Raw genomic sequence first — 25,913 nt, forward strand, 5'->3', positions numbered from 1 at the left:
CGTGGGCGCCAGGCCAGTCCCGGCGCGATCCATGAAGGGGATTCTAAGGACCCACCATAACGTGATGATTCTGTTTTAATATCGGTCCATCACTTTTTCCTAATGAATACATGACCAGTCAATGAATTTTGACGCAAACGACGTGGTCAGGCGGCTTGGCGCGCGTCTGAAGATCCGGCACCTGGTGCTGTTGCTGCAGATTCAGCAGCACGGATCGCTGACACGCGTGGCCGAGCACATGGCGAGCAGCCAGCCGGCCGTGACGAACGCGCTGTCCGAACTCGAGAGCATGTTCGGCACGCCGCTGTTCGAACGCTCGTCGCGCGGCATGCGGCCCACCGCGCTCGGCGCGGTCGTGCTCGAACGGGCGAAGGCGATGATCAAGGATCTCGACCACCTCGCCCGCGAGATGGAGGCCGTCGCCGCCGGGCATGCGGCCCATCTGCACATCGGCGTGATTCCATTCATCTCCGGCCAGATGCTGTCGGCCGCGCTGAAGCGGCTGCAAGCGCGCATGGAACGGCGCCTGACCGTGACGATTCACGAAGGCACCAGCGATCAGTTGCTGCTGCAACTCCGGGATCACAGCGTCGACATCGTGATCGGCCGCGCGTCGTCGGCGATCGATCTCGGGCAGGTCTCGTTTGAAGTGCTGTATCAACAGCAGCCGCGCATGATCGCGAGCCGGCGGCTGGCCGCCAAGCTCGCCCGCACGCCGCTGGACTGGCACAAGCTGCACGCGCTCGACTGGATTCTCGGCGCGCCGCATACGCCGATGCGCGAACAGGTGACCGACCTGTTCCTGTCGGCCGGCATCGCGCCGCCCGTGCCGATCGTCGAAAGCTATTCGTCGAAGCTGATCGGCGAAATGATCGCGTCGAGCGACGAGGCCGTGTCGATCGTGCCGGCCGACATCGCGGAGGAACTGGTGCGGATCGCCGGCGTGGCGATCGTGCCTTATTCGCTGGTGTGGACGTTGCCGCCGATCGCGCTGTTCACGCGCTCCGCCGATTCGCAATCGCCCGCGCGCGATCTGCTCGTCGACGCGCTACGTGCGGTGTGCAAGGAGACGTACGGGGACGCGCAGCGATAGCGCGTTACTTGCCCGCCGCAAGGCGACGCAAGATTTCCGCACGCTCGGCGGCCAGCACGTGGTCTGAACCCTCGCCTCTGTCGTAGCGTATGCTCGTGCGGTAGGAAAAGCGCTTCGCGTATTGACTGGCGGCGGGATCGAACGCCCATGCGTCGACGTCGAAGAAGTGCTTGCCGAAATGATCTTCGTCCTTGCCCCATACGTAGTCGGCCCGGACAAACAGCGGATACGGCGACACCTCCGGCAAATTCCACATCGCACGATCGGCCATCTCCGTCTGGGTGACATTCGGCATCAGGTTCTCGATCTTGCCGTTCGCGCCGACCCGCAGCACGGCCACGCGCTCCAGCATCCCGCTGCCGCCGCCCGAGAACATCCCCGAGAAGAACACCCACGAGCCGCCGGACGCAATCGGCAGCCGCTCGGACCGTGGATTCAGGCCGAACTGGTACAGCTCCTTCGAGGAATGAGGAAGCGGCGCCGGCGGCATCTCGAAGCACGGCGCACGGTCGGGCAGCACGCAGAGCCTCACGCCGGAGAGCGGAAGCCCGTCGCCGTCTAGCTTGCCTTCCGTCTGAGTGAAGCGCGGAAATGCGGTTTCGCGCGGCGCTGCTTGAACGCAGGCGATGCCGACGAGCGCCATGCTTGCGATCGCCGCGAGCGTTTTACCGATCCAGCGCATCACGCCTCCGCCCGATGACACACCACCTCGATATTGTGTCCATCCGGCCCGATGACGAACGCCGCGTAGTAGTTCGCGTGATAATGCGGCCGCAGCCCGGGTGCGCCATTGTCTTCCCCGCCAGCCGCCAGCGCCGCGCGATGGAACGCATCGACTTGCTGCCGCGTGTCGGCCACGAACGCGATGTGGAGATGCGCCGGTTTCTCGTCGGTCGGGAACAAACATAGCGAAGACTTGCTGGGCAGGCCGATCTCGATTCCGTACGACGGCTCGCGTTCCCCGACAATTTCGGCCCCCAGCGGTTCGAGTGCCTTGAGGAAAAACGCCTTGCTTGCGGCGTAGTCGCTGACGCCGAATTTGACGTGGTCAAACATGAGTTCTCCCCGGATGAATGGGTGTGCCGGCGCGCGTGTGCGAGACCGTCAGGTGGTTCGGTCCCGGCGAATCGGACAGATGATACGGGAATCGCGATGCCCGATGCCAATCTACGGTCACGCAATGCGCCGACATCCTGTGCGCCCTCGCACACGCCGAAGCGGTCGTCCGCGGCTGCTCAGGTCGCGGTAGCAAACACCGGCTGATTCCTGACGCTCTCACGTTCGAGCATTCTCGCGTACCACGCACGAAGCGCTTCGCACTCCTCAGGCACCGGCAGCTTCACGAGCATCGCAAAGATCAAACCGCCGATGACGGTGATGTCGGCCATCGTGAACGTCTCGCCCGCAACATACGGTTGCCGTTGCAGAACGGCATCGAAGTAGCGCATGCCCCTCAGCGCCTTGTCGCGCTGACGGAATCCCCACTCCGGGTTTTGATACGTCTCCACGTCGGGCCCCAGGCCCGGCGTGCCGTGATGGAAATAAACGCTGATCGCGTCGAGCAGCTCCAGTTCCGCACGTTTGCTCATCATATGGATGATGCCCTTTTCGCGTGGCGTGCTGCCAGTCAGCGTAGGTACGCCATCGAGCGTATCGAGATACTCGGTAATGGCCGTGCACTCGGCAATGCAGGTTCCATCATCGAGCTCGAGCACCGGCAACGTACCCGAATAATTCTTGCTGGCGATGAACTCGGGCTTTTTATGCTCGCCCTTGTAAAGATCGACCATCATGAACTGGACGCGCGATTGCAGCCCCTTTTCGGCCAGCGCGATGCGCACGCGTGTCGGATAGGGCCCTGTCGGGAAATCGTGGATCTTCATCAAGGGCAGTCGGGTTGTATCGAAATCGACGTTACTGGAAGTCATTTCAGGAGCGCTCCGTGGTCAGTTACAGGGGGATCGGGCGATGCGGAAACACGTCGCCGACAAATCTACCTAACGTTTGTTAGGTTAACCATATAAGGTACAATCCGGGGTGTCAACATCCATTTCCTGCGCGCGGAGGCTGAAACGGTGACGAACGACGCGAGCTCGAACTCGAACTCGAACTCGAGAGAAAGAATTCTGGCAGCCGCCACGAGGCTCGCGCAGGCGCACGGCTACGGCGGCTTGAATTATCGGGATCTCGCCAACGAGGTGGGCATCAAGGCCGCGAGCATCTACCACCACTTCGACAGCAAGGCCGATCTCGGCGCCGCCGTAGCGAGGCGCTATTGGGAGGATGCAGCGGCGGCGCTGGACGACATGCTGGCCAGATCACGCGATCCGCTGGACTGCCTGCGCCGCTATCCGGACACCTTCCGCAAGGCGCTCGAGACCGGCAACCGCCTGTGCCTGTGCAGCTTCATGGCCGCCGAAACCGACGATCTGCCGGACGTCGTGATGAAAGAAGTCCTGGCCTTCGCCGACGTGAACGTGGCGTGGCTCAGCAAGGTGCTGTCCGCAGCGGCAGTGGTCGGCGCTCGGGAGAGCAAACCGCGGGCACGGGCGATCTTCGCCGCCATCGCCGGCGCTCAGCTCATCGCGCGGAGTCGCGCCGATCTCTCGCTCTATGACGCGCTGATCGACAATTATCGTAAAGCGGGGCTTTTGCCGGCGTAGCGGGGTAACGGTGACGCGGCTTCGGATGATGTCGGACGTTCGTGAACGCGCGATGTTCGATCGGGTGACCCCGGCTGACCTGGATTCCGTCGCCGATGTGTGCTGCCGGGCCGCCGCGATCATCAGCGTACCGAATTGACAGGCTTTTCGTAAAGCGACCAGACAATACCGTCCGTTTTCAATCCGACGCGGACAAAGCCAATCGACTCGTAGTAAGCACAGAGCTTCGTGTTTTCGGCGCCGCAGTCGAGTCGAAGCAAACGCCGGTTCAAGCGGCTCACCTCATGAGCGCACCAGTCGAGCATGAAGCCGCCGAGCCCGAACCCGTCGAAACCTTGCCGTACACAGAGGCCATGCACGTAGCCTGCAATCGGCGCTTGAGGCCCCCAGTGCCTGTCCTCGTCGAAGTCGAGCGAGAACGTGCCGATCAGCGCGCCATCCTGTTCGACGACGTACACGGCCTTCTCGGCGATGTGGTTTCGCACCCACCGTTCCGAGAAGCCGTCGCCTTCCTTGCCCCACACGTAGTCGCCGTGCGCGACCTTCTTGGCGTGTGCATCATTCCGGATCTGTGTCAGCACCGGAACATCGTCTACTGTCGCCTTGCGGACGCTTTTCGAAACCATCGCTCGTTTCCTCGTTGAGCCAGAGTGACCATCCCGGCGCGCCCCGTGACTGAGCTGACGCTAGCCGCGCGCCCGGCACGCGTGCTGTTTTTATCTAGCGCCGCGCTAGTCATGGCTCACTTGCTTAAGCCACGCGTTCAGTTCACGCGTACGATCACGTGTTCTGTCGATTTGGCAAGTCAGTAGATCAAGATCCCGATCCGCGCCTGCCTCGTTTATCAAATACCAAGCGGAACACTCGTTGTCGAGAAAACGGATCCATTGCCGCTGAGCCGCGACAAATTTCACCTTGAGTGCAGGGTAGTCGACGTACTCGTCACGCGGCCGAGACAGCGACTTCAAAATCTTTTGGTAAGTTCGGTTCAATTCGTCATCTACGCTCTGAAATTCATCTTGGCTACGCTGCTGCAAGCACTCGCGAGCCACGCTATCCGGTGTGCAGCTCTGCGCTTGCGCAGCAGTGAACCACGACAATGTCAGTGCCATGGCGATGCCGTGCACCGCGCGACGAGGGCTAAACACCGATGCGCGAATATGCATTCTTGCTCCCATTCCCGTTTTCCCATTCATATGGCGATCGGAACAATTCTCGCGTCGATCGCGTTCGACAAAATCTCCGTCGGAAACCCACCGTCTACGGATGAAAAGTCTCGCCCCGCTTGAGCATGTCGATGAATTCCGCGATTTTGCGCGCCCGTGTTTCCGGCTTCCTGGCATTCTGTATCCGAAACAGGATCGCATAGCGATTACGGCTGTTCAGCGTCGCGAAAAACTTCCCGGCTTTCGGATGGGCATCCAACGCTGCCTGCAAGTCGTCCGGCACGCTCGAGTTGCTGGCCGACGTATAAGCAGCCTCCCAGCGGCCGTCCTTCCTCGCCTTCTCGATCTCGCCCATGCCGGCCGCGCGCATTCTGCCTGCGGCGATCAGCGCTTCGGCCTTGTCCTTGTTGAGTTTGGACCAGATGCTTTTCGCCGAGCGCGGGGTAAAGCGTTGCAACCAGTATTGCTCGCTCTCGCCCTTCTTTTGGCCATCGATCCAGCCGTGGCAAAGGGCACTTTCCACCGCCTCTTCATAGGTGACGGTTCGCTGCCCCGCGCCCTTTTTCGCGAGCCGCAGCCATGCTCCGGTCGACGTGCCGCCGTTCCGGCCCAACCAGCTTTCCCATTCGGCTTGACTCGCAAACGTCAGAGCGTCTTCGGCCATGTCACGATCCTAATGGTTGCGTTCTCAACGACTCAAAAGCCGCCACGCAACGAACGCGCGACGACCACCGGAGCCATCGATTCCACAACACTGCGTCAAAAAATCCGGTTCAACGCATCGGCAAACCGCTTCACCGCGCCATCGACATCATGCAGCTTGTCGAGACCGAACAACCCGAGCCGGAAAGTCTTGAAATCCGCCGGCTCGTCGCATTGCAACGGCACACCGGCCGCGATCTGCAAACCGACGTCGGCGAACTTCTTCCCGGTGCGAATACCGTCATCGTCCGTATAACTGACCACGACACCCGGCGCCTCGAACCCCTTCGCGGCCACGCTCCTGAACCCCTTCTCCGTCAGCAGCGCGCGAATACGCTCGCCGAGTTCGAGCTGCTCCGCCTTTACCTTGTCGAAGCCGTACGCGTCGGTTTCCTTCATCACGTCGCGCAGCGTCGTGAGGCTGTCCGTCGGCATCGTCGCGTGATACGCGAACCCGCCGCCCTCGTACGCTTCCATGATCTGCAGCCACTTGCGCAGATCGCACGCGAAGCTGGTGCTGGTCGTCGAATCGATGCGCTCGCGCGCGAGCGGGCTCAACATGACCATCGCGCAACACGGCGACGCGCTCCAGCCCTTCTGCGGCGCACTGATCAGGATATCGACGCCGCTCGCCTGCATGTCGACCCACACGGTGCCCGACGCGATGCAATCCAGCACGAACATGCCGCCGACCGCATGCACCGCGTCGGCCACCGCGCGCAGGTACGCGTCGGGCAGCATGATTCCGGACGCGGTTTCGACGTGCGGCGCGAACACGAAATCGGGTTGGTTTGCGTGAATCGCGGCGACCACTTCGTCGATCGGGGCCGGCGCGTACGCGGCCTGCCTGCCGGCTTCGACCGGGCGCGCCTTCAGCACCGTCGTTTCGGACGGAATGCTGCCCATGTCGAAAATCTGCGACCAGCGGAAGCTGAACCAGCCGTTGCGGATGACGAGGCATTTCTTGTTCGTCGCGAACTGTCGCGCCACGGCTTCCATGCCGAACGTCCCGCTGCCCGGCACGATCGCGACCGACTTCGCGTTGTAGACTTTTTTCAGCGTGGCGGAGATGTCGCGCATGACGCCCTGGAAGCGCTGCGACATATGGTTGACCGAGCGATCGGTGTACACCACCGAATATTCGAGGAGCCCCTCGCGGTCAACATCGGGAAGTAAACCTGGCATGCTCGCCTCCGGTGAAAGATGAACGATGGAATCAGGACAAGCAGCGTCTTCGATTCGATACTGCTCTGCACCATGCAACTGCGTCATTTCCTCGACGAAAGCCGATTCTAACGAACGCCGCCGGCCGATTGGCGCATATTTTTGTCGGCTCCCGGGCTCGGTATTCGTCGAGGCCGGCCCGTGCCGCGCACATCGCCCTGTTCCGTGTAAGGATTAACGACGCGTAAGGCAACGGCCGCCTAACATGTCGACCAGCCCCCTTCACGACGGAATTTACGATGACCCCTTCTCCCGCATCGTCACGGCAGTCGTCAACCGATCCCGCGCTCGCCGAGCGCATCGACGCGGTCCTGTCCCGCCAGCTCGATACGCAACGCCTCGTCGGCGCGGTCGTCCTGGTCGCTCGCGACGGCGCGCTCGTCTATCGTCGCGCGGCCGGGTTCGCGGACCGCGAATCGCGTACGCCGATGCGCGAGGACACGCAGTTCCGGCTCGCGTCGGTCACGAAGCCGATCGTCTCGGCGGCCGCGATGGCGCTCGTCGCGCAACGCAAGCTGTCGCTCGACGAAGCCATCACGCGCTGGCTGCCCGAATTCCGCCCGGCGCTGCCCGATGGCAGCGTGCCGGCGATCACGGTGCGCCAGTTGCTCGTGCATACCGCCGGCCTCGACTATCGCTTCAACGAAACCGACGCGAACGGCCCCTATGCGCGTGCGGGCATCTCCGACGGGCTCGACGGCGCCTCGATCACGCTCGCCGAAAACCTGCGCCGGATCGCAAGCGTGCCGCTGCTGTTCGCGCCCGGCACCCACTGGAACTATTCGCTGTCGATCGACGTCATCGGCGCGCTGATCGAAGCCGTCTGCGGCGTGCCGCTCGCCGATGCGATCGATGCGCTCGTGTTGCGCCCGCTCGGCGCGCGCGACACGGGCTTCGTCGCACGCGATCCCGCGCGGCTCGCCACGCCATACGTGAACGACACGCCGCAGCCGCACCGGCTCGCGGAGAACGAGACGGTGCCCATCGACGAAGGGTTCGTCGGCGTCACGTACTCGCCGTCGCGCGCGCTGAATGCACAAGCGTTCCCGTCGGGCGGCGCCGGAATGGTCGGCACCGCGGGTGACGTGTTGACGGTGCTGGACACGCTGCGCGCGGGCGGCGGCGCGATCCTGCCGGCCGAACTGGTCGACGAGATGGGACGCGTGCAGACCGGCGATTTCGAATTGCCGGACCTGCCGGGCGCGGGTTTCGGGATCGGCTTCTCGGTGCTGCGCGACCCGCAGGCGGCCGCGTCGCCGGAATCCGTCGGCACGTGGCGCTGGGGCGGCGTCTACGGTCATTCGTGGTTCGTCGATCGCGCACGCGGGCTCACCGTCGTGTCGCTGTCGAACACGCTCTACGAAGGGATGAACGGGCAGTACACGCTCGATCTGCGCGATGCCGTCTACGGCGCCGGCTGACGCACGCAACGAAAAAAGGCCCGACAGCGTCGGGCCAACGGGTTTGAGACACAAGGAGAATCCCGCCCACTCCATACCGGGCGGTCACGCCGCACGACACTACACGACGTTCTTTTCGACGATCGGCCGGTTTTCCAGCACACGCGCCCAGCCGAGCGACGACAGGTCGAGCGTGTCGTAACGCCCGCCCAGAATGAGTTCACTGACGCCGCGCCCGGTCGCCGGCCCCTGCTGCAGCCCGTGGCCGCTGTAGCCGTTCGCGAACACGACGTTGTCGAGTTCGGGGTGGTAGCCGATGATCGCGTTGTGATCGAACACGTTGTACTCGTAGTAACCGGACCAGCAATTCTCGACGCGCAGCGCCTCGAATTCCGGCACGCGGTGCGCGAGCGTCGGCCAGATCACGTCGTCGAACAGGTCGTGGTCGACTTCGTCGAGCGGCAGGTCGTCCGGGTCGCGATCGGGGCTCGGCGACGTGCCGCAGATATACGTGCGCCCTTCCGGCCGGAAATACACGCCGGTCGGATCGATCAGCAGCGGGCAATCGGCGAGCTTCGCCGGCGACGACACGTTGAAGATGCTGCGCCGCCGCGCATACACCGGGATGTCGATGCCCATCATCGACGACAGCGTGCGCGTCCATGCGCCGGCCGCGTTGACGAGCGTGTCGCACGCATGGCGCTCGCCGTCGCCCGTCACGACATGCGTGATCTTGCGGCCGTCGCGCACCACGTCCTTCACGTCGGCCGGCACGTAGCGCGCACCCAGCGCCTGCGCCTTCTTGCGCAGCGCCTGCACGAGCCCGTAGCCGTCGAACCAGCCTTCGCCGCTGGCTCCGTACGCGCCCGACACGAGATCGTCGACGTTCAGCCACGGAAACTTCGCGCGCAGCGCGTCGCCGTCCAGCAGCCGGATATCGGCGCCGAGACGCGTCTGCAGCGCGTGGTTCTCGCGCAGCGTCGCGTCGCCGGCCGGCGTCGCGAGAAACAGGTAGCCGCCTTCGTGCAGATCGATCGACGGCCGGTTGCCATCCACTTCGAGCCGTTCGCCGATCGTGCGCAGGAAGTCGATGCCGAACAGCGACATCTCGATCGACAGCGGCGTGGAGAACTGCTGGCGAATCGACGCGGCCGACAGCGCCGACGACGATCTGGCATAGGTGGGGTCGCGCTCGATGACGGTCACGGCGACCGTGGGATCGGTGGCGCGCAGGAAATAAGCGATCGAGCTGCCGATCACACCACCGCCGACGATGACGACTTGAGAACTCACGACTGACTCCGGTTGCACGTAAAAGGCTCAGGGCCTGTGGATGATGCGTGCCGCGACTCGCGCGGCGTCGCGGGGCAAGCTTCGCGGGCGATCGCTTCGGCTATTTCAGCACGTCCGGCATCGCCGCGAAAGTCCGCGCGCAGGGTGCGTTCAGTCCGCCGATTTCGTCGTGACGGGCTGCCACGCGGCGTTCTTCACTTCATACAGCGTCGAGCTCGGGTTTTTCAGGTCGCCCGTGCTCGTGAACGCGATCGTGCCGGTGATGCCGTCGTAGCGCGTGCCCTTCAGCGCGCCGTTGAAATCGGCCGGCTTCGTCGAGTTCGCCTTCTGCATCGCGTTGATCGCGATCCACGTCGCGTCGTACGCGAACGGTGCATACGCGAGCATGTCGACGCCGTACTTCTGCTTGAATTTCGTTTCGAACAGCTTGCCCTTCGCGAGACGCGACAGCGGCTGCCCGTATTCCCACACCGACGCGCCTTCGGCCGCGTTGCCGGCGAGCCTGATGAAATTCGCGTTCATCACGCCGCCTCCCGCGAGGAACTGCGCGCGAATGCCGAGCTGGCGCATGCGCTTCACGAGCATCGCGGCCTGGGCGTCGAGGCCGCCGAAGAACACGAGATCGGCGTTGGCGCTCTTGATCTTCGTGAGCTGCGCGCTGAAGTCGACGGCCTTGTCGTTCGTGAATTCGCGCGCGACGATCGTGCCGCCGTTCGCCTTCACGGCCTTCTCGAATTCGTCGGCTTCGCCCTGGCCGAACGCGGTGCGATCGTCGATGATCGCGATGCGTTTCGCCTTCGTCACGCTCGCGGCATACGTACCGGCATTGCCGGCGTTCTGCGTGTCGGTCGCGATCACGCGGTACACGCTGTCGAGCCCGGCGCGCGTGATGTCGGGATTGGTCGCCGACGGGGTGATCATCGGAATGCCGGCCTTCGCGTAGATCTTCGACGCGGGCAGCGTCGTGCCCGAATTGAAGTGGCCGATCACGACGGCCACCTGCGCGTCGGCGAGCTGCTGCGCGGCCTGCACGCCGGTGCGCGGATCGCTCTGATCGTCCTGCGACGCGACGACGAATTTCACCGGCTTGCCGCCGACGGTCGTCCGCGCGGCATTCGCTTCGTCCACCGCCATGCGCACGCCGTTCTCGATGTCCTTGCCGTACGCGGCGCCGCCGCCCGTCAGCGGGCCGGCCACGCCGACCTTGACGATCGTCTCCTGCGCATGGGCCGCGCCCGTCTGAAACGCGAGAAGCACGGCGGTCAGTGCGACGCCGGAAAGCGAACGAATGCGGAACGTCATGGCAGTCCTTCTTGTGAGAGTCGGGATGCAACGCGCGATCGGCACGCGTCGGCAACCTCCTGCGCGCCGGTGATGTCTTGTGCTGCCGACGCGCAATGCGCGCGACCGGCTCGCCGATCACCGCGGTTCCGTCTCCGAAGAACCTTTCATCGCGAAAGAGGTGAATGGATTGTGGGTAGCCAATACCCGTGCCGCAAACGAAATATCGGAACTACGTTGTGAGGATTTGTCATCAAGTTCCGGATTCATGGCCGATCCGCGGCCCGTACGACGGTGGGCCGTGGATGGAGGCGTTCCGAGGGGGAATGGCGGTCGCTTCGCCCAGTAAAGGCCGGCGCGGTCATGCCGGCAACGCATCATCGTCGCGACGCGTCCGGCCTTCGCGACGCCGACGGCCGGCGCCGCGTCATCGGTCAGTGCCGATCGGTGCCCGTGTGGTGGCGCACCGCATCGGCCGCCTCGCCGGCCTTCTCCTGAAGCTTGCCGGCCTGCTGTTCGGCCACGCCTTCCGCTTCGGTCTCGCGGTCGCCCGTCACCTTGCCGAGTGCTTCCTTGACCGAACCCTTGACCTGCTTGAGCTTGCCTTCGATGCGATTCCTGTCCATGGTCTTCTCCTGCGATGGTTGAGGAAAGCCGGCAATGCAGCGGCCTGCGCGGCACCGCCGAGCGGACAGGATCGCAAGCCGGCGCCGCGCGCGGCAGATGCGGATGCACCAGTGCGCATGGTGCATTCGCACCCGAACACCGTCAGTCCTTGTCCTTGGCGCCGCCCTTGTCGCCACGCGCGCCGTTCGCTTCGGCCGCGGCCGCGCCGACGATCCCGCGCTCGCGCGCCCAGACGATCGCCTCGGCGCGGCTGTGCACGTCGAGCTTCGCGTAGATCGTCGCGACGTGATTGCGCACGGTGTTCGGCGCCAGCCCGAGGCGACCGGCGATCTCCTTGTCGGCGAGGCCATGGCACAGCAGGTCGAATACGTCGCGCTCGCGCGCGGTCAGGTCGGACAACTGCGCGCCCGCATCCGGCGCATTCGCGCGCCGCACGTTCGCGAGCTTCTCGATCAGCGTGCGGCTGAACCACGACGCATCCTGCATCGCGGTCTCGATCGCATAGACGAGCTCCATCTCGGTGCGCTTGCGGTCGCTGATGTCGAGCAGCGCGACGAGCAGGCAGTCGCGCCCGTGAATCGCGACGGGGTCGGCCGACACGACGCAATCGCGGACGTCGCCGTCGCGCGTGCGGATCTGCACGTCCGCGTTGCGCACGTTGCCGTCGCGCACGAGCCGGCCTTCGATGCGCGGCCATACGCCGCGTTCGGCCCACAGCCCGATCTCGTCCGCGGATTTGCCGAGCAGGTCCGCCTGCGCGTGGCCCGTCATCGCGGCAAACGCGTCGTTCACGTCGAGCAGCTCGAAACGGTCTGCCGTGACGATCGCCATCGCGACCGGCGCCATCCGGAAGGCCGTCGCGAAGCGTTCCTCGCTTTGCATCAACGCGCGCTCGGCCTGCTTGCGCGGCTCGAGATCCATGAACGTGAACAGCATGCACGCCTCGCCGTTCATGTCGATCGGCTGCCCGGCGACGACCACCGCCTTGGTGCTGCCGTCGGCCAGTTTCAGCACGGCTTCCATCTGGGGGATCGTCGCGCCTTCGCCGAGCCGCTCGATCGCCAGCTCACGCCGCTCGGCCTGTTCGAGCACGTCGACCTCGTATACCGAGCGGCCGAGCACGTCGTCGCGTGCGTGGCCCGTCATGTCGAGGAAGCCCTGGTTGACCTTCACGTAGCGCAAGTCGTCGAGCCGGCAGATCACGGCCGGCGCCGGATTCGCGTTGAAAGTGCGCTCGAACCGCTCCTCGGCGCTCGCCCATTCGGTCGCGTCGTGCAGCACGAGCGCGAGGCAGTCCGGTGCGCCGGCCGCGTTCGTCAGCACGAGGCTGCGGATGCGGTGAACCCAGCTCAACGACTCGTCGGCGGCCGATTCGACCTCCACCGTCACGTCGCTGAACTCCTCGCCGGCGATCACGCGATCCATCGGATAGTGGCCGTCGCGCACCGGATGGTTGTTCCGGTAGCGCAGCCGGAACCGCTCGCGATATTCGGTGACGTCCGCGCCGAGCGCCTTCAACTCGGTCACGCCGTGCATCGCGAGCGCGGCCTCGTTCGCCCAGACGATCCGCTGGTCGGGCTCGATCAGGATCACGCCCTCGGTGAGCCCCGCGATGATCTGGTGCAGCTGGCGCCGGTCGGTATGCGACTTGAGCACCTGTTCGTCTACTGGTTCGTTCATCGATTCGTTGTCCCTGTCGTCAAACATGAGCGTCAACCGTGCGCCGGCCGGGCGCCCGTTGCAGCGTCACGCGCCGGCCGGCGGGTGCGGCGATGATCACGTGCGGCGCAACGGCGCGACAGGCGCGGATGCACTATCTCGAATAGTACATTCGCACGCCGCCCGCGTTTCGTGCGGCGCCCCGCCAAACGGCACAGTGCGACCCGCGCGCCGTTCGCGCCGCATTGCCGCGTCACGGTCACGTCGTGTGCCCGCCCGTACGTTCCGTCCCCCGGTGCAAACGCACTAGCCGATCAGGTGAATTTGCGCGATGTCCGCTCGCGTTCGCGTCGGTACGCTGGTACTGCATCGACGCTTATGCGCCGCCCTTTCATACCGCAGAGGAGGACACCGGATGAAATTGCAACAGACACCCGATCCGACGCGGCCCGAGCCGGCCCCGGACCGTCCGCCCGAACCGGCGCCCGGCACCGATCCGCCGGTGCCGCTGCCGCCCGACGTGCCGCGCCCGGACATGCCGCCGCGCGAACCCGGCTACGACACGCCGATCGCCCGCTAACGCGCGGGCGTGCACGGGAACGATCCGTGCTCCCCGAGTAATTGATTCAACCCGCCAATCGAAGGAGAACATCAATGAACAAGACCTCGCACCTTTCGACGCTGCTCGCCGTCAGCGCGGCTTTCCTGCTTTCCGCCGCCCCGCTCACGAACGCGCACGCCCAGGCCTCGTCGACCGACAGCGGCATGGCGACCGAATCGAACCAGCCTGTCACCGACACGTGGATCACGACCAAGGTGAAGGGTGAACTCGCCACGACGGATGGCGTGAAGAGCACCGACATCAGCGTGAAGACGGTGGACGGCGTCGTCACGCTCACGGGCGTGCTGCCGACGAAGACTGCCGTGAAGAAGGCCGTCGCCGTGACGCGCGCCGTCAAGGGCGTGAAGCACGTCGACGCATCCGGCCTGAAGGCGAAGGCCTGAGCTATCCCGCGGCCGACCGCCGCACTTTTCTCCCCTTACACAAGGAGCACACCATGAACGAAGACAAGATCAAGGGCCAGTGGAAACAGCTCACCGGCAAGCTGAAGGCCAAATGGGGCAAGCTGACCGACGACGATCTCGCGGTCGCGGAAGGCAATCGCGATTATCTGGCCGGGAAGATCCAGGAGCGTTACGGGATCGCCCGCGACGAAGCCGAGAAGCAGTTGAAGGAATTCGACCGCGAGCTGTAACGCGCCAGTCGTCTCACCCGGCCGCGACGCGCGATGCGTCGCGGCCACGCGGAGGACAACGACATGGGCAAATATCTGATCGCATGGCTGCTCGGTGTACCGATCGGGCTGCTGGTGCTGTTTTATCTGGTCACGCACCTCTTCTGATGCACGCGACGCCCCGTCGACGAAAATGGGCCGACGGCTGAAACCAGCCGCCGGCCCGTCTGCTTTTGCATGCGGTACGCGATGCGTCGCGCTTACTTCGCCGCGTTTGCCGTCATCTTGAAGATGCCTTGCGCGTTGCCCGCGTCGAAGCGCAGGTCGGTCACCCAGCGACGCGCTGCCTGATCGAACGTGCGCTTGCGCGTGATGAACTCGTAGAACGAGCCCGGCACGTTGCGCTTCACCGTGCCGCCGTCGCGGGTACGGAACTCGCGCTCGACCGTATCGGCGCGATAGGCTGTCTGGAATACGCGGCCTGAGCGCGAGCGCTCGACTTCCGGCTTCATCGGTCGCCCCTTCGCCTTCTCGTCGTCGGACAGCTTGAACACGTCGGCGACGCGGTCGGTCGCGTGATTGAACGCATTGCCTTCGGTCGCGATCCACGCCATTTCCGCCGACTCCATCAGCAGCGTCTCGTAGTCGAGTTCGCTCGGCACGTCGTGCTGGCGCGCGAACGCGCCGACGATCTCCGGCAGCAGCGCGTGCGCGGCTTCCAGCGACAGCCAGCCTTCGCGCTCGACTTCCCACAGCAGCGCGACGGCCGCCGGCGACAGCGGATCGCGCGACGAGCCGACGACGTTCGTCACGGCCTGCTGGAATTCCTTCGAGAAGCGCTCCGGATGCAGTTCGCTGACGAAGAACTGCGCGATTTCGTCCGGCGCGTCTTCATGCGCATACGCGCGACCGGTCATGCCGAGCTTGTCGAGCGGGTAACGGCCGTTCAGGCGAAAGCCGAGCGGACGCAGGATGCGCGTGAACGCGGCCTCGCCCGGCGGCAGCGCGCCCGTGTGCGGCCAGCGCACCGTGCGCAGCGCGCCGTGGTCGAAATAGACGGAGCCGCCGCGTTCGATCGCGTCGGCCGTATATGCGCGGCCGTTCGCCGAACGCTCGAGCAGCCCTTCGAACAGCGCCATGTTCATCGCCTGCGCGATTTCCGCGCGCGTCACGATGCCGTCTTCCCATTCCTCGAGGATGGCCGGCATGTTGAGGGTCGAGAACAGGGCGTCGGTTTTCGCCTGTCCCAGCAGCTTCGTCAACAAGCTGTCGATATTCGGATTGCGCATCAGGATTCTCGTGTCGGGGGACCCGCCGGCAATCGTGCCGGCCACTCGTCGGCCGGCCGCCCGCGGGCGCCTGACCTTGCACGGGAAGCATTATTCAAAGGGTTGCAGCGGGGCGTAAAGCGAGATTAAATTGAGACGTGATGAGTTTTTGGAATTATCAGCCGCTCTTCGCTGGTGCGTCACCCGGCGCCGCGGGCCAATTCGTCAGATCAATCGAGCATCATGCGCAAATTCAAGATCCCCAACATGGGCGCGCTGGTGGCTTTCGAAGCCGCCGCCCGCCACGAGAGCTTCACGCACGCGGCCAAGGAGCTGTTCCTGACCGAAAGCGCGGTGTCGCGGCAGATCGCGACGCTGGAGGCGAGCCTCGGCGTGCGGCTGTTCGCGCGCGTGAAGCAGCGCGTCGTGCTGACGCGTGCCGGCAAGCTGTACGGCACGCAGGTGCGGCGCGCGCTGGAAGCGCTCGACCGCGACACGCTGTCGATCATCGCGCACGGCAGCGGCGGCGGTTACCTGGAACTCGCGGTGCTGCCGACCTTCGCGTCGCACTGGCTGATTCCGCGCATCAAGAGCTTCTATGACCGCACGCCGGACGTGCGCGTGAACATGGGCAGCCGCACCGACCTGTTCTCGTTCGAGGACACGCACTTCGAAGCCGCGATCCACTACGGCAAGCCGACCTGGCCCGGCACGTCGTCCGACTATCTGTTCGGCGAGGAGGTCGTGCCGATCTGCTCGCCCGCGCTGCTGAACGGGCCGGTCGAGCGCGTCGAGGATCTGCTCGCGTATCCGCTGCTCCACTCGACGACGCGCCCCGGCGCCTGGGCGCAGTGGTTCGAGACGCACGGCGTCGAGGACATCCGCACGATGCAGGGCGTGCGCTACGAACTGCATACGATGCTGATCAGCGCGGCCGCGGCCGGGCTCGGCGTCGCGCTCGTGCCGAAGTTCTTCGTCGAGGAGCAGTTGCAGCAGCTCGGCCTCGTCGTGCCGTGCGACGCGGCAACCGTCGGCGATTCGGCGTATTACCTCGTGTATCCGACCGAGTTCAGCCACAGCAAGCCGCTGGAATCGTTCCGCAGCTGGCTGCTCGAACAGGCGAGCGCGTATGCGGCGCCGGAGCGCGATGCGCGCGACGCCGACGAGGAAGATGAGGAAGACGACGAGGACGGCGAGTAACGACGCCGTCGCACCGGCGTCATCGCGCGGCGGCTGCGCATGCATGTCGCGACGGCACGTCGGCCGCCACGACCTTCACCAGCCGCGCACGATCGGGCGTTTCCAGCCCCGGGCACGCCGTCTCCAGATCGCGGATCACGAGCGTCGCGCGCCCGTCGAACCGGCATACGCCGCGGGGTTGCACGGCCGGCAGCCGTAGCGCGCGTCTCGCCTCGTGCTGGTTCGTGAAAACGATCACGCCCGCGCGTTGCGAGCGGGCGGGCAAGCGCCCCGCCGACGCGTCGTCCTCTTCGAACCACACGTCCGACCCGATCGATTCGTCGCCGTAGTCGAGCGCGTAACGCCCGGACAGCGTGATCGTCCGGTCGATCTGCATCGCATGGCAAGCCGGCTCGGCATCCGCCGGGATCGTCTGCGCGCCGGCCGCGAACGGGCCGCACGCCAGCAACGATAAAAACAGCGCGCGGGCGCAGCCGGTCATGCTCGAGACATCAATCGCGGGGCGGATCATGGGCACCGAAGCTGCGGATCATCGTGACGAAGACCCGCATCGTCGCGCACCGCGTGCGTTACATGTGCCACTTCACCGTGGCGGTCAGCGTGCGCGGATCGCCGGGCATGTTGTACAGGTCCGCGTTGCCGTGCGCGGAGATGAAGTAGCGGCGATTGAACAGGTTGTCGAGCGTGAGCGTCACATCGACCTTCTTGCTGCGATAGCCGGCGCCCAGGTTGAACACCGTGAACGACGGCAGCGTGACGAGATCGCTCGCCGACGTATAGCGCGCCGACTGGAACTGCATGCCGGCCGCCGCGTAGAAGCCGTACGGCAGCTCGCGCTTGAGCCACAGGTTCGCGCTGTGGCGCGGCATCAGCCCCGGCGTGTTGCTCGACACCGCGACGCCGGCCGCCGTCGATTGCGCGGAACCGTCCACCGTACCGTTCAGGTACGCGTAACCCGCATACACCGACCACTTCGGCGCGATCTCGCCCGTGAAGCCGAGCTCCATCCCGCGCACGTGCTGCGTGCCGATCGGCAGCGCGTAGCCGGGATTCGCCGGATCCCCGATCTGCTGGTTGGTCTGGCGCATGTCGAACAGCGCGACGCTGGCCGTCGCCTTGCCGCCGAGGTCGAAGCGCGAGCCGACTTCATACGCGGTGGTCTTCTGCGGCGCGAGCGCGGCGCCGTTCGAGAACGCGCCGGAACTGATCAGCGTGTCGGCCAGCGGCGAGAACGACTGGCTGAACGACCCGTACAGCGTGAGCCAGTCGAGCGGTTCGTAGATCAGCCCGACGCGCGGGCTCCACGCATGATCGGTACGGTCGAGATTGACGTTCGACGACGTGTAGTCGTGGCGGATCTGGTTCAGGTAGTCGAAGCGCAGGCCGGCGAGCACCTTCCAGTGTTCGGTCAGCGAGATCAGGTCCTGCGCATAGACACCCGCGAGCCCGACGACGGTCGACGCGTTCGTCTTCGCACGCGTGCCGGTCGGCACGCCCGGCAGGACGACCGGCTGCGGATTGAAGAGATCGTAGGTCGCGACCTTCGTCACGCTGTAGATCGTGTCGAACTTCTGCTGCTGCGACAGCTCCAGCCCGTACAGCAGCTCGTGGCGCATGCCGAACAGCGACGTCTTCTGCGTGAGTTCGAACAGCCCGTCGATGCCGTGATCGGTGCGCTGGCGCGTCGACTGGTCGAGCGTGACGACCGGGTGCGCGGCAGTCTTGATCGGCTCGTAGTTCACGTAGTTCTTCCGCTCGAGCGAGAAGTCGTACGCGCGGATCGCGCCGTGGAACGACAGCGAATCGTTGAAGCGGTGATCGAGCGACACCGTCGCGCTTTTCGCGGAAACGTCGTTGTACGAACTGTTCACCCCGTCGGCCGACCCGTAGTACGTGTTGATCGGCACGTCGACCGGCCGGCCGCGATACGCGGGCACCCCCTGGTCGGACGTGCGGCGGTCGTGCAGGTAGTCGAATTCGACGTTCAGCACCGTGTCGCGGTCGAGCTTGAACTGCGCGGACGGCGCGATCGCCTGCCGGTTGAGCTGGAACTGGTCGCGGAAGCTGTTCGAATTCTCGGCCGCGCCGGTCATGCGGAAGCGCGCCGCGTCGTTCGCGTTCCAGCCGAGGTCGAATTCGCCGCGCCGCTCGCCGCGCGTGCCGAGCGTCACGCCCACGTCGTTCACCGGGTTCGCCTGCGGCCGCTTCAGCACGCGATTCACGATGCCGCCCGCCGAGCCGCGCCCGTACAGCACCGCCGCCGGCCCCTTCAGCACCTCCACGCGATCGACGTTCGACAGGTCGCGGTAGTACAGCGCGTCGTCGCGAATGCCGTCGACGTACTGGTCGGTGATGCTGTTGAAGCCGCGGATCGTGATCTGGTCGCGCTGGCCGTCGCCGACCGAGAAGCCGACGCCCGGCACGTTGCGCAACGCATCCTGCAGCGACGTCGCGTTCTGATCCTCGATCACCGCGTGCGGCACGACGTTCACGGTCTGCGGCACGTCCATCAGCGACATGTCGGTCTTGGTCGCCGCACGCGAATGGCCGCCGTCGTACGACGCATGCTCGGCGGCCGCGTTGACGGAAATCGCGGGGAGGGTCGCCGCGGCGTCGGCCGCTTGTGCAAACGAAGTGCGGGCGCCGGCCAGCGACGTGGCGATCAGAAGCGCATGGCACGCGCTCGTGTTGAGTTTCATCGTGAACGTAGAAGGGGGTGAAGAAAACGGCGAACGGCAGCCCGCCGGCCGGCGCAACCGGCACGAAAAAAGCCGTGACGCCCCGTCACGGCCGGTAATGCGGCGAAATAATAAACGAGAATGATTCGTGTTTTTAGTTAATTTTCAACGTGTCGCCTGCCCGCAACGTGAACGCGCATCGCGCTCTGCATTCCTGACGAATGCCTTTCCATTTCGGGTAATCGGGCGGCCAGAATGTAATGAAAAAGAAAGAATTGATCGGTCGCCTCATGCGGCGACGATCGGTAAAAAAGCGGGATCGGGATATGGAGACGGAGAAGCGGGAAGGACCACGAAGGATCGGGTCATGCAGGCGGAGCGGATTCAACAGTCCGGTGCGCGCCGGACCGGGCAACCCCGACCCGGCGCTCCGGGCAGCCGACCTCGTATCGGCAGTGCGGCGATCTTCTTCTGTTCTTCACTACGTCTGCTCTCAGGTTCACTGCATTTTTTTCCTCGCCGCGTCGGGCCATTATCCGCTCAATTCGGGCGAAGTAAAACGTTTGCGGTTGCACCCCAGCCGTTATACCGGCGATTCGGCAACAGTCTTTCCGAATGCTTACGGTAATTGCGACGCGGTTTCCGCCATGTTGCATTCGTTGCGGCGTTCCTTTTAAATGGAACTGGTTCCATTCGTTGAATCGGCCATATTCGCGCGTGACGAGGAGTCGCGTGCGCGTCATGATGCCGATTCAGGATCGAGGATCATCCCGTTCAGGATTCGCATCGCCCGTCCTTCCCGGACACCCCGTCAAACGAGACCGTCATGCCCGATTCCGCCTCCCTGCAGCACCTGTTTCCCGCATTACAGGACATTCCCGCCGAATTCCGGCTGGCTTCGCCGATTCACCAGCGCGTGTCGCTCGTCGACGGCGAATTGCGACCGTGGGACGGCGCGACCAAGACCGTGCTGTCGCCCGTGTGCGTGCGGCAGGCGGACGGCAGCGTCGAGCAGGTCGAGATCGGCAGCTACCCGGTGATGGGCGAAACGGAAAGCGACGCGGCGCTCGACGCCGCGGTGCGCGCGTACGACGCCGGCCGCGGCGAGTGGCCGACGATGAAGGTCGAACAGCGCATCGCGTGCATGCAGGACTTCATCAAGCGGATGGTCGCGCAGCGCGAACTCGTCGTGAACCTGATCATGTGGGAGATCGGCAAGAGCCTCGCCGATTCGCAGAAAGAGTTCGACCGCACAGTCACGTACATGACGCAGACGATCGACGCGCTGAAGGAGCTCGACAACGCGAACTCGCGCTTCGTGATCGCGGAAGGCACGATCGGCCAGATCCGCCGCACGCCGCTCGGTGTCGTGCTGTGCATGGGCCCGTACAACTATCCGCTGAACGAAACCTTCGCGACGCTGATCCCCGCGCTGCTGATGGGCAACACCGTGGTGTTCAAGCCGCCTCAGTACGGCACGCTGCTGTTCGAGCCGCTGCTCGAAGCGTTCCGCGACGCGTTCCCGAAGGGCGTGATCAACACGATCTACGCACCGGGCGCGGTGGTCGTGCCGCACATGCTCGCATCGGGCAAGATCAACGTGCTGGCGCTGATCGGCTCGAGCAAGGTGGCCGATCACCTGAAGAAGCAGCACCCGAAGTCGCACCGGCTGCGCGCGATCCTCGGCCTCGACGCGAAGAACGCGGCGATCGTGCTGCCCGACGCCGATCTCGACCTCACCGTGAAGGAGTGCCTGCTCGGCGCGCTGTCGTTCAACGGCCAGCGCTGTACCGCGCTGAAGATGCTGCTGGTACATCGCTCGATCGTCGACGAATTCCTGAAGCGCTTCACCGCCGCGCTCGAACAGCTGAAGATCGGCATGCCGTGGGAAAAGGGCGTCAGCATCACGCCGCTGCCCGGCATGCACCGCACCGCGTACATGACGGATGCGATCGACGACGCGAAAGCGAAGGGCGCGCACGTCGTCAATCAGTCGGGCGGCGAGTTCAGCAAGACGCTGTTCTACCCGGCCGTCGTGTATCCGGTGTCCGAAGGGATGAAGCTGTACCGCGAGGAGCAGTTCGGGCCGATCATTCCGGTCGCGCCGTTCGACGACGTGGACACCGCGCTCGACTACGTGACGACGTCGGAGCACGGCCAGCAGGTCAGCATCTTCGGTTCGGATCCGGCGCAGATCGGCGCACTCGTCGATCCGCTCGTGAACCAGGTGTGCCGCGTGAACATCAATTGCCAGTGCCAGCGCGGGCCCGACGTGTTCCCGTTCGCGGGCCGCAAGGATTCGGCGGAAGGCACGCTGTCGGTGAGCGACGCGCTGCGCGCGTTCTCGATCCGCTCGATGGTCGCGGCGAAGCAGACCGACAGCAGCAAGCAGTTGCTCGATTCGATCGTGTCGGATCACCACTCGAAGTTCATCAATACGGGCTTCATTTTCTGAAGCGGGCTTGATCGATGCAGGCGCCTCCGTCGCACGTCGGTGCGGCGGAGGGTTTCAGGCACGCACCGTGCGGCTAGACGTTCGTCACCAGCAGCCGAATGCCCGCCACGCCGAACACGACGGCCAGACACGCTTCCATCGCGCGCCGCCCGCGCACGTACAACCGGCGCGCACCGTCCATCGAGAACACCAGCGCATAGCCGCAGAACACGAGACAGCCGATCGCGAGGCAGCCCGGCACGACGGCGCCGTGCGCGCCACCCGCGCCGTTCGACGACAGCGCGACGATCGACACCCACACGAGAATCGCCTTCGGATTGGTCAGGTGCAGCATCGCGCCGCGCACGTAGAAACGCGACAGCCGCTGCTCGCGCGCCGCGTTCGCCGCTGCCGCCGGCGGGCCCGACAGCGCCGTGCGCCCCGACTTGAACGCGAGCCACAGCAGGTACAGCCCGCCGAACACCTTGATCGCCACCAGCAGCTTCGACCACGCGAGCAGCGCGGCCGAGACGCCGAGCGCCGCCACCGTCGCCCAGAACATCGACCCCGAAATCACGCCGAGCGCGAACGCGAGCGCCGCCTTGCGGCCCTGGTTCGCAGCGACCGACATGATCGCGAGATTGCTCGGCCCGGGGCTCGCCGTGCCGATGAAATACGCGGTGCAGGCAAGCAGCAGGTTGGCGGAGAAGAAGGCGTGGACGCTCATGTCGAACCTCGCGGAGACGATCGGGAGATTGTTGGCAAACCTGCGTCGTCTGCCCATGGACAATTGCGCGGCAATTCGCTGGGCCAGTTGTGTGGCCATGCAACCGATCGCCGCGCCCGGACCGTCTCTGTTTTGAAACACCTGGCGCATGCGCCGCCGGTTCGCGCGATGCGGCAACGGGCGCTCCATGCAGTCGTTTCCCGTCGCGAACGCACGGCCGGTGTGGCCGAACCGCCCGCTACCCGCCGTTCCGGCCTTTCGCCGGCAGAAACGCACGACGCGCCCGATGTCCGCGTTACGTTACATCCGTGAAGCATTTCGCGTCGTCGAGCCGCTTCCGGCGTTCGATACCGTCTGCCTGCCGCCCATCGACACCCTCCTCGATCGCCTGCGCGATCCAGTCCCGACGGGACTCGCCGAGCGATGCCGGACCGCGGCTCAACATTACTCAACAATCGTCCGGCGGCGCTGGTACGGAATCTGCATTCCGTTCGGGCAGAAGCCGCGCCCGGTACCGCGCGGACACGAATTCACCCTCGGGCGCTCCCCCGGATCCGCCCGTACGATATGCACACGCAACGAGGCTCTCCATGGATGCGCAGCCCAACTCGTCCGATTCGTCGTTCCAGCTCTTCCTCGCGAAGGTGCTTGAACAGCCGCTGCCCGACTGGACCGAAAAACAGCAGATGGAACTCGAGATGGCGCACACGCTGTCGACGCAAATGGTCACGCTCGCCGAAGACATGCGCGGTCGCACGCCCGATCTCGCGCGCTGCCTCGTGCTGCTCCGCTACGCGAAGGTGCTCGACTTCATGCTGACGTCGCTCGCCGCGCACCGCGACATTCATCCGCAGACGCTGCGCACGCTGTTCCGACTCGCGAACCTGAAGGTCGACGACGCGTATCCGGTGTGAGCCGGCGCAACGGACCGGAGGCCGCGCACGACCGGCGCGGCCACGCCGGCCAGGCGCGATTCGCTCCGCACACGCACTGCCCGCCTGCCCCCGCGCGCAAACGGCGGTACAATCGCGCGCCATGAACGCACTTCGCCGCTTCCTGCTCCGGCCAGGCGTCGCGCGACAGTTGCTGTGGGGGTTCCTCCTCGTGACGCTGCTGTCCCGCGCGCTGATGTCGGGCGCCGTGATGCTCGATCCGGACGGTCCGGAGGCGGGCTCGGTGGTGCTGTGTTCGGGCCGCGGCCCGCTGATCGTCGCCGGCGCCGCACTGGCCGCCCGCTTCGACGCGAGCGCGCCGATCACGCCGGCCAACGATGCGCTCGCGCTCGTCGACGCGCTCAAGCATGACGCGCACGCCGACAAGGCCGCGTCCTCCGGCGACGGCGACGGCCTGTGCGCATTCGGCGCCGCGCTGTTCACCGCGCTCGCGTCGTTCGCGCTGCTGGTGCTGCTGTTTCCCGCGGCGCCGCCGCGGCGCTTCCGCGTCCACTTCTACAGTCGTCCTTTCGTGCGATCGATATTCGATGATCGCCCGCCCTCCCGCGCACCTCCCCGGTTCTGCTGAACGTTCCGCCCTGTGACGCATGCACGTCGACGTGCATGCACGTTCACGCCGTTCGTTTCGCCCGACCTGATTCACGCGTTCACCCGCATGCCCGCTTCGCGCGGGCGACGCCGCCTTGCGCTCCGTTTGCGCAGCGCGCGGCGCCGCCTGCCGCGCCGACGCATGCACGCGGGTGCGACGCACGTTGACGGCCGCCGGCCCGCGCCGGCCCCGCCGCTCGACGAAGCCGAGGAGTTCACACCATGTCGACCATCGTCGATCGGGCCATCTCGCCCGCCCATTCCGCCAGCGCCGGTTACCGGACGCTCTGGCGCTGGCATTTCTATGCCGGCCTGTTCGTGATGCCGTTCCTCGTGATCCTCGCGATCACGGGGACGCTCTACTGCTTCCAGCCGCAGATCGAGCCGCTGCTGTATCCGCACCGGCTGGTCGTCGAACCGCGCGCGACGCCGCGGCTCGATGCCGACACGCTGCTCGCCCGCGCCCGCACCGCGATGCCGGCAGGCGCAACGCCGGTTTCCGTGCAAGTTTCCTCCGCGCCGGACCGCAGCGCCGAGTATGTTTTCCGCCTGCGCGACGGCAGCCGCGAGAGCGTGTACGTGAACCCGTACGACGGCAGCGTGCTCGGCACGCTGAGCGTCGAGAACCGCTTCATGCAGGTCGACCGGATGCTGCATCGCAAGCTGCTGCTCGGCAAGACCGGCGAGTTGCTGATGGAACTCGCCGCCTGCTGGACCTTCGTGATGATCGGCACCGGCATCGCGCTGTGGTGGCCGCGCGGCGCGGCACGCGTCGGGCGCGCGCTGCAGCCCGACCTGTCGCTGCGCGGCCGGCCGCTGTGGAAGAGCCTTCATGCGACGGCCGGCATCTGGCTCGCGGCCGGCACGATCGCGTTCATCCTGTCCGGGCTGCCGTGGTCGGGCTCGTGGGGCAAGAACTTCAAGGCGCTCGCCGCGACCGTAAACCTCGGCGCGCCGGAAGGCGCGTGGGGCGGTGCGTCGGTGCGCTCGACGCGCCCGGGCGCCGCCGCGGCGGCCGGGACTGCGCGCGCGCCGGCCGCCGCCGCGTCCGGCCATCACCACGAATCGGACGAATCGATGCCCGGGATGGTGATGGACGACCTGCCGTTGCCGCAAACGCCGTGGGCGGTCGGCAACGTGCCCGTCCCGCATTCGCCATCTGCGCCGACGCCCGCGCCGCTGCCATTGGCCCGCGCGATCGCGATCGTCGCCGGGCTCGGCGTGACGAGCGGCTACACGCTCGCGCTGCCGGCCGGCACGGACGGCGTGTTCACCGCGTCGTACTTTCCCGCCGACCCGAAGGCAGAACGCACGATCTACGTCGACCAGTACAGCGGCGCGGTACTGAAGGACATCCGCTATGACGACTACGGCGCGGTATCGCGAGCGGTGTCGTACGGCACGTCGCTGCACATGGGCCGTTATTTCGGGCTCGCGAACCAGATCATCTGCGCGGTGTTGTCGCTCGGGCTGGCCGCGATGGCCGTCACGGGCACCGTGATGTGGTGGAAGCGCCGCCCGGCCCGGACGCTGGGCGCACCGTCGCGCGAACGCGGCGCGCCGCCGATGCGTGGCTGGATCGCCGGGCTCGTGCTGCTCGGCATCGTGTTCCCGTTGATGGGGCTGACGATCGTCGCGGTCTGGTTGCTCGACCGGCTGCTGTTCGGCCGCGCGGCGCGCGCCGCGGCGTGATGAACGCAAGCGCTTCCCCCATTCGAAGGA

27 protein-coding genes are annotated in these 25,913 nt (G+C 65.6%); 12 read left to right on the forward strand and 15 right to left on the reverse strand.

Features of this window, described 5'->3' with window-relative positions; all coding sequences use genetic code 11:
• Positions 1-121 precede the first annotated feature (121 nt).
• Entirely contained in the window at positions 122-1,093 is a 972-nt protein-coding gene (locus tag A9Z05_RS16065) for a LysR substrate-binding domain-containing protein (RefSeq protein WP_034205524.1), read from the forward strand.
• Positions 1,094-1,097: 4 nt separating this feature from the next.
• Here the strand turns inward: A9Z05_RS16065 and A9Z05_RS16070 are convergent, their stop codons facing one another.
• The 3 genes from A9Z05_RS16070 to A9Z05_RS16080 all read right to left on the reverse strand — a co-directional run bounded on the left by A9Z05_RS16070 (position 1,098) and on the right by A9Z05_RS16080 (position 3,021).
• Positions 1,098-1,775, reverse strand: coding sequence for a hypothetical protein (locus A9Z05_RS16070; RefSeq protein ID WP_069618957.1), 678 nt, complete (start codon positions 1,773-1,775; stop codon positions 1,098-1,100).
• Positions 1,775-2,149, reverse strand: a complete 375-nt coding sequence (locus A9Z05_RS16075; RefSeq protein WP_069618958.1) for a VOC family protein — start codon at positions 2,147-2,149, stop codon at positions 1,775-1,777. The genes A9Z05_RS16070 and A9Z05_RS16075 overlap by 1 nt, the downstream gene beginning before the upstream one ends.
• Before the next feature lie 179 nt (positions 2,150-2,328).
• Positions 2,329-3,021, reverse strand: a complete 693-nt coding sequence (locus tag A9Z05_RS16080) for a glutathione S-transferase (RefSeq protein WP_069618959.1) — start codon at positions 3,019-3,021, stop codon at positions 2,329-2,331.
• A gap of 147 nt (positions 3,022-3,168) precedes the next feature.
• Here A9Z05_RS16080 and A9Z05_RS16085 point away from each other — a divergent pair, with 147 nt between their 5' ends.
• On the forward strand, positions 3,169-3,756 hold the full coding sequence (locus tag A9Z05_RS16085; protein WP_069618960.1) for a TetR/AcrR family transcriptional regulator: 588 nt from the start codon (positions 3,169-3,171) through the stop codon (positions 3,754-3,756).
• Between the two features lie 122 nt (positions 3,757-3,878).
• Here A9Z05_RS16085 and A9Z05_RS16090 read toward each other — a convergent pair whose 3' ends face one another.
• The 4 genes from A9Z05_RS16090 to A9Z05_RS16100 all read right to left on the reverse strand — a co-directional run bounded on the left by A9Z05_RS16090 (position 3,879) and on the right by A9Z05_RS16100 (position 6,809).
• Positions 3,879-4,382, reverse strand: a complete 504-nt coding sequence (locus tag A9Z05_RS16090) for a GNAT family N-acetyltransferase (RefSeq protein WP_069618961.1) — start codon at positions 4,380-4,382, stop codon at positions 3,879-3,881.
• Between the two features lie 105 nt (positions 4,383-4,487).
• Positions 4,488-4,922 (reverse strand): lysozyme inhibitor LprI family protein, encoded by a 435-nt coding sequence (locus tag A9Z05_RS34800; RefSeq protein ID WP_256122007.1) that lies wholly within the window; start codon positions 4,920-4,922, stop codon positions 4,488-4,490.
• A 94-nt stretch (positions 4,923-5,016) separates the two neighbouring features.
• Positions 5,017-5,586, reverse strand: coding sequence for a YdeI family protein (locus A9Z05_RS16095; protein ID WP_069618962.1), 570 nt, complete (start codon positions 5,584-5,586; stop codon positions 5,017-5,019).
• Positions 5,587-5,681: 95 nt separating this feature from the next.
• Positions 5,682-6,809: an aminotransferase class V-fold PLP-dependent enzyme gene (locus tag A9Z05_RS16100; RefSeq protein WP_069618963.1), complete on the reverse strand. Its 1,128-nt coding sequence runs from the start codon at positions 6,807-6,809 to the stop codon at positions 5,682-5,684.
• A 278-nt stretch (positions 6,810-7,087) separates the two neighbouring features.
• Between A9Z05_RS16100 and A9Z05_RS16105 the strand changes: the two genes are divergently transcribed.
• Positions 7,088-8,269: a serine hydrolase gene (locus A9Z05_RS16105; RefSeq protein ID WP_069618964.1), complete on the forward strand. Its 1,182-nt coding sequence runs from the start codon at positions 7,088-7,090 to the stop codon at positions 8,267-8,269.
• 99 nt (positions 8,270-8,368) lie between these two features.
• On the opposite strand, the gene A9Z05_RS16110 is transcribed toward A9Z05_RS16105, so the two are convergent.
• From A9Z05_RS16110 to A9Z05_RS16125, 4 genes are all read right to left on the reverse strand, one after another.
• On the reverse strand, positions 8,369-9,541 hold the full coding sequence (locus tag A9Z05_RS16110) for an FAD-binding oxidoreductase (protein WP_069618965.1): 1,173 nt from the start codon (positions 9,539-9,541) through the stop codon (positions 8,369-8,371).
• A 150-nt stretch (positions 9,542-9,691) separates the two neighbouring features.
• On the reverse strand, positions 9,692-10,843 hold the full coding sequence (locus tag A9Z05_RS16115; protein WP_069618966.1) for a branched-chain amino acid ABC transporter substrate-binding protein: 1,152 nt from the start codon (positions 10,841-10,843) through the stop codon (positions 9,692-9,694).
• Between the two features lie 413 nt (positions 10,844-11,256).
• The gene (locus A9Z05_RS16120; RefSeq protein ID WP_050017276.1) at positions 11,257-11,448 is read right to left on the reverse strand and encodes a CsbD family protein; all 192 of its coding nucleotides are present in this window, start codon (positions 11,446-11,448) and stop codon (positions 11,257-11,259) included.
• Between the two features lie 142 nt (positions 11,449-11,590).
• On the reverse strand, positions 11,591-13,129 hold the full coding sequence (locus A9Z05_RS16125; protein WP_069618967.1) for a helix-turn-helix transcriptional regulator: 1,539 nt from the start codon (positions 13,127-13,129) through the stop codon (positions 11,591-11,593).
• Positions 13,130-13,523: 394 nt separating this feature from the next.
• On the opposite strand from A9Z05_RS16125, the gene A9Z05_RS36940 reads away from it, so the two are divergent.
• The 3 genes from A9Z05_RS36940 (at position 13,524) to A9Z05_RS16135 (ending at position 14,364) form a co-directional block, all read left to right on the forward strand.
• A complete protein-coding gene (locus A9Z05_RS36940) occupies positions 13,524-13,688 on the forward strand; it encodes a hypothetical protein (protein WP_176730214.1) in 165 nt (54 codons plus the stop codon).
• Between the two features lie 74 nt (positions 13,689-13,762).
• Positions 13,763-14,113, forward strand: a complete 351-nt coding sequence (locus tag A9Z05_RS16130) for a BON domain-containing protein (RefSeq protein ID WP_069618968.1) — start codon at positions 13,763-13,765, stop codon at positions 14,111-14,113.
• 53 nt (positions 14,114-14,166) lie between these two features.
• Positions 14,167-14,364, forward strand: a complete 198-nt coding sequence (locus A9Z05_RS16135; RefSeq protein ID WP_034205539.1) for a CsbD family protein — start codon at positions 14,167-14,169, stop codon at positions 14,362-14,364.
• Positions 14,365-14,603: 239 nt separating this feature from the next.
• Here A9Z05_RS16135 and A9Z05_RS16140 read toward each other — a convergent pair whose 3' ends face one another.
• Entirely contained in the window at positions 14,604-15,632 is a 1,029-nt protein-coding gene (locus A9Z05_RS16140) for a DUF1338 domain-containing protein (protein ID WP_069618969.1), read from the reverse strand.
• 222 nt (positions 15,633-15,854) lie between these two features.
• Here A9Z05_RS16140 and A9Z05_RS16145 point away from each other — a divergent pair, with 222 nt between their 5' ends.
• Positions 15,855-16,811, forward strand: coding sequence for a LysR family transcriptional regulator (locus tag A9Z05_RS16145; protein WP_069618970.1), 957 nt, complete (start codon positions 15,855-15,857; stop codon positions 16,809-16,811).
• Between the two features lie 19 nt (positions 16,812-16,830).
• Here A9Z05_RS16145 and A9Z05_RS16150 read toward each other — a convergent pair whose 3' ends face one another.
• The gene (locus A9Z05_RS16150; RefSeq protein ID WP_069618971.1) at positions 16,831-17,292 is read right to left on the reverse strand and encodes a hypothetical protein; all 462 of its coding nucleotides are present in this window, start codon (positions 17,290-17,292) and stop codon (positions 16,831-16,833) included.
• Positions 17,293-17,380: 88 nt separating this feature from the next.
• Positions 17,381-19,510, reverse strand: a complete 2,130-nt coding sequence (locus A9Z05_RS16155) for a TonB-dependent siderophore receptor (RefSeq protein WP_069618972.1) — start codon at positions 19,508-19,510, stop codon at positions 17,381-17,383.
• Between the two features lie 239 nt (positions 19,511-19,749).
• Here A9Z05_RS16155 and A9Z05_RS34805 point away from each other — a divergent pair, with 239 nt between their 5' ends.
• Positions 19,750-20,166 (forward strand): hypothetical protein, encoded by a 417-nt coding sequence (locus A9Z05_RS34805; RefSeq protein WP_176730215.1) that lies wholly within the window; start codon positions 19,750-19,752, stop codon positions 20,164-20,166.
• Positions 20,167-20,315: 149 nt separating this feature from the next.
• Positions 20,316-21,944: an NADP-dependent glyceraldehyde-3-phosphate dehydrogenase gene (locus A9Z05_RS16160; protein ID WP_069618973.1), complete on the forward strand. Its 1,629-nt coding sequence runs from the start codon at positions 20,316-20,318 to the stop codon at positions 21,942-21,944.
• A 73-nt stretch (positions 21,945-22,017) separates the two neighbouring features.
• Here the strand turns inward: A9Z05_RS16160 and A9Z05_RS16165 are convergent, their stop codons facing one another.
• Positions 22,018-22,650 (reverse strand): LysE family translocator, encoded by a 633-nt coding sequence (locus tag A9Z05_RS16165; protein ID WP_069618974.1) that lies wholly within the window; start codon positions 22,648-22,650, stop codon positions 22,018-22,020.
• Between the two features lie 590 nt (positions 22,651-23,240).
• On the opposite strand from A9Z05_RS16165, the gene A9Z05_RS16170 reads away from it, so the two are divergent.
• The 3 genes from A9Z05_RS16170 to A9Z05_RS16180 all read left to right on the forward strand — a co-directional run bounded on the left by A9Z05_RS16170 (position 23,241) and on the right by A9Z05_RS16180 (position 25,883).
• Positions 23,241-23,564 (forward strand): hypothetical protein, encoded by a 324-nt coding sequence (locus A9Z05_RS16170; RefSeq protein WP_050018102.1) that lies wholly within the window; start codon positions 23,241-23,243, stop codon positions 23,562-23,564.
• A gap of 121 nt (positions 23,565-23,685) precedes the next feature.
• Positions 23,686-24,171 (forward strand): hypothetical protein, encoded by a 486-nt coding sequence (locus tag A9Z05_RS16175; RefSeq protein ID WP_069618975.1) that lies wholly within the window; start codon positions 23,686-23,688, stop codon positions 24,169-24,171.
• 242 nt (positions 24,172-24,413) lie between these two features.
• Positions 24,414-25,883, forward strand: a complete 1,470-nt coding sequence (locus tag A9Z05_RS16180) for a PepSY domain-containing protein (RefSeq protein ID WP_069618976.1) — start codon at positions 24,414-24,416, stop codon at positions 25,881-25,883.
• The last annotated feature ends 30 nt before the right edge of the window (positions 25,884-25,913 follow it).

The sequence above is a fragment of the Burkholderia sp. A2 genome (assembly GCF_001729305.1).
GTDB lineage: Bacteria > Pseudomonadota > Gammaproteobacteria > Burkholderiales > Burkholderiaceae > Burkholderia > Burkholderia sola.

Bases quoted from the DNA above. Each gene is read 5' to 3' on its own strand.
- A9Z05_RS36940 (WP_176730214.1), top strand. From the start codon at position 13,524: ATGAAATTGCAACAGACACCCGATCCGACGCGGCCCGAGCCGGCCCCG.
- A9Z05_RS16175 (WP_069618975.1), top strand. From the start codon at position 23,686: ATGAACGCACTTCGCCGCTTCCTGCTCCGGCCAGGCGTCGCGCGACAG.
- A9Z05_RS16125 (WP_069618967.1), bottom strand. From the start codon at position 13,129: ATGAACGAACCAGTAGACGAACAGGTGCTCAAGTCGCATACCGACCGG.
- A9Z05_RS16145 (WP_069618970.1), top strand. From the start codon at position 15,855: ATGCGCAAATTCAAGATCCCCAACATGGGCGCGCTGGTGGCTTTCGAA.
- A9Z05_RS16100 (WP_069618963.1), bottom strand. From the start codon at position 6,809: ATGCCAGGTTTACTTCCCGATGTTGACCGCGAGGGGCTCCTCGAATAT.
- A9Z05_RS16105 (WP_069618964.1), top strand. From the start codon at position 7,088: ATGACCCCTTCTCCCGCATCGTCACGGCAGTCGTCAACCGATCCCGCG.
- A9Z05_RS16075 (WP_069618958.1), bottom strand. From the start codon at position 2,149: ATGTTTGACCACGTCAAATTCGGCGTCAGCGACTACGCCGCAAGCAAG.
- A9Z05_RS16170 (WP_050018102.1), top strand. From the start codon at position 23,241: ATGGATGCGCAGCCCAACTCGTCCGATTCGTCGTTCCAGCTCTTCCTC.
- A9Z05_RS16135 (WP_034205539.1), top strand. From the start codon at position 14,167: ATGAACGAAGACAAGATCAAGGGCCAGTGGAAACAGCTCACCGGCAAG.
- A9Z05_RS16180 (WP_069618976.1), top strand. From the start codon at position 24,414: ATGTCGACCATCGTCGATCGGGCCATCTCGCCCGCCCATTCCGCCAGC.
- A9Z05_RS16070 (WP_069618957.1), bottom strand. From the start codon at position 1,775: ATGCGCTGGATCGGTAAAACGCTCGCGGCGATCGCAAGCATGGCGCTC.
- A9Z05_RS16130 (WP_069618968.1), top strand. From the start codon at position 13,763: ATGAACAAGACCTCGCACCTTTCGACGCTGCTCGCCGTCAGCGCGGCT.
- A9Z05_RS16160 (WP_069618973.1), top strand. From the start codon at position 20,316: ATGCCCGATTCCGCCTCCCTGCAGCACCTGTTTCCCGCATTACAGGAC.
- A9Z05_RS16140 (WP_069618969.1), bottom strand. From the start codon at position 15,632: ATGCGCAATCCGAATATCGACAGCTTGTTGACGAAGCTGCTGGGACAG.
- A9Z05_RS16065 (WP_034205524.1), top strand. From the start codon at position 122: ATGAATTTTGACGCAAACGACGTGGTCAGGCGGCTTGGCGCGCGTCTG.
- A9Z05_RS16090 (WP_069618961.1), bottom strand. From the start codon at position 4,382: ATGGTTTCGAAAAGCGTCCGCAAGGCGACAGTAGACGATGTTCCGGTG.
- A9Z05_RS16155 (WP_069618972.1), bottom strand. From the start codon at position 19,510: ATGAAACTCAACACGAGCGCGTGCCATGCGCTTCTGATCGCCACGTCG.
- A9Z05_RS34800 (WP_256122007.1), bottom strand. From the start codon at position 4,922: ATGCATATTCGCGCATCGGTGTTTAGCCCTCGTCGCGCGGTGCACGGC.
- A9Z05_RS16095 (WP_069618962.1), bottom strand. From the start codon at position 5,586: ATGGCCGAAGACGCTCTGACGTTTGCGAGTCAAGCCGAATGGGAAAGC.
- A9Z05_RS16120 (WP_050017276.1), bottom strand. From the start codon at position 11,448: ATGGACAGGAATCGCATCGAAGGCAAGCTCAAGCAGGTCAAGGGTTCG.
- A9Z05_RS16150 (WP_069618971.1), bottom strand. From the start codon at position 17,292: ATGACCGGCTGCGCCCGCGCGCTGTTTTTATCGTTGCTGGCGTGCGGC.
- A9Z05_RS16080 (WP_069618959.1), bottom strand. From the start codon at position 3,021: ATGACTTCCAGTAACGTCGATTTCGATACAACCCGACTGCCCTTGATG.
- A9Z05_RS16165 (WP_069618974.1), bottom strand. From the start codon at position 22,650: ATGAGCGTCCACGCCTTCTTCTCCGCCAACCTGCTGCTTGCCTGCACC.
- A9Z05_RS16115 (WP_069618966.1), bottom strand. From the start codon at position 10,843: ATGACGTTCCGCATTCGTTCGCTTTCCGGCGTCGCACTGACCGCCGTG.
- A9Z05_RS34805 (WP_176730215.1), top strand. From the start codon at position 19,750: ATGAAAAAGAAAGAATTGATCGGTCGCCTCATGCGGCGACGATCGGTA.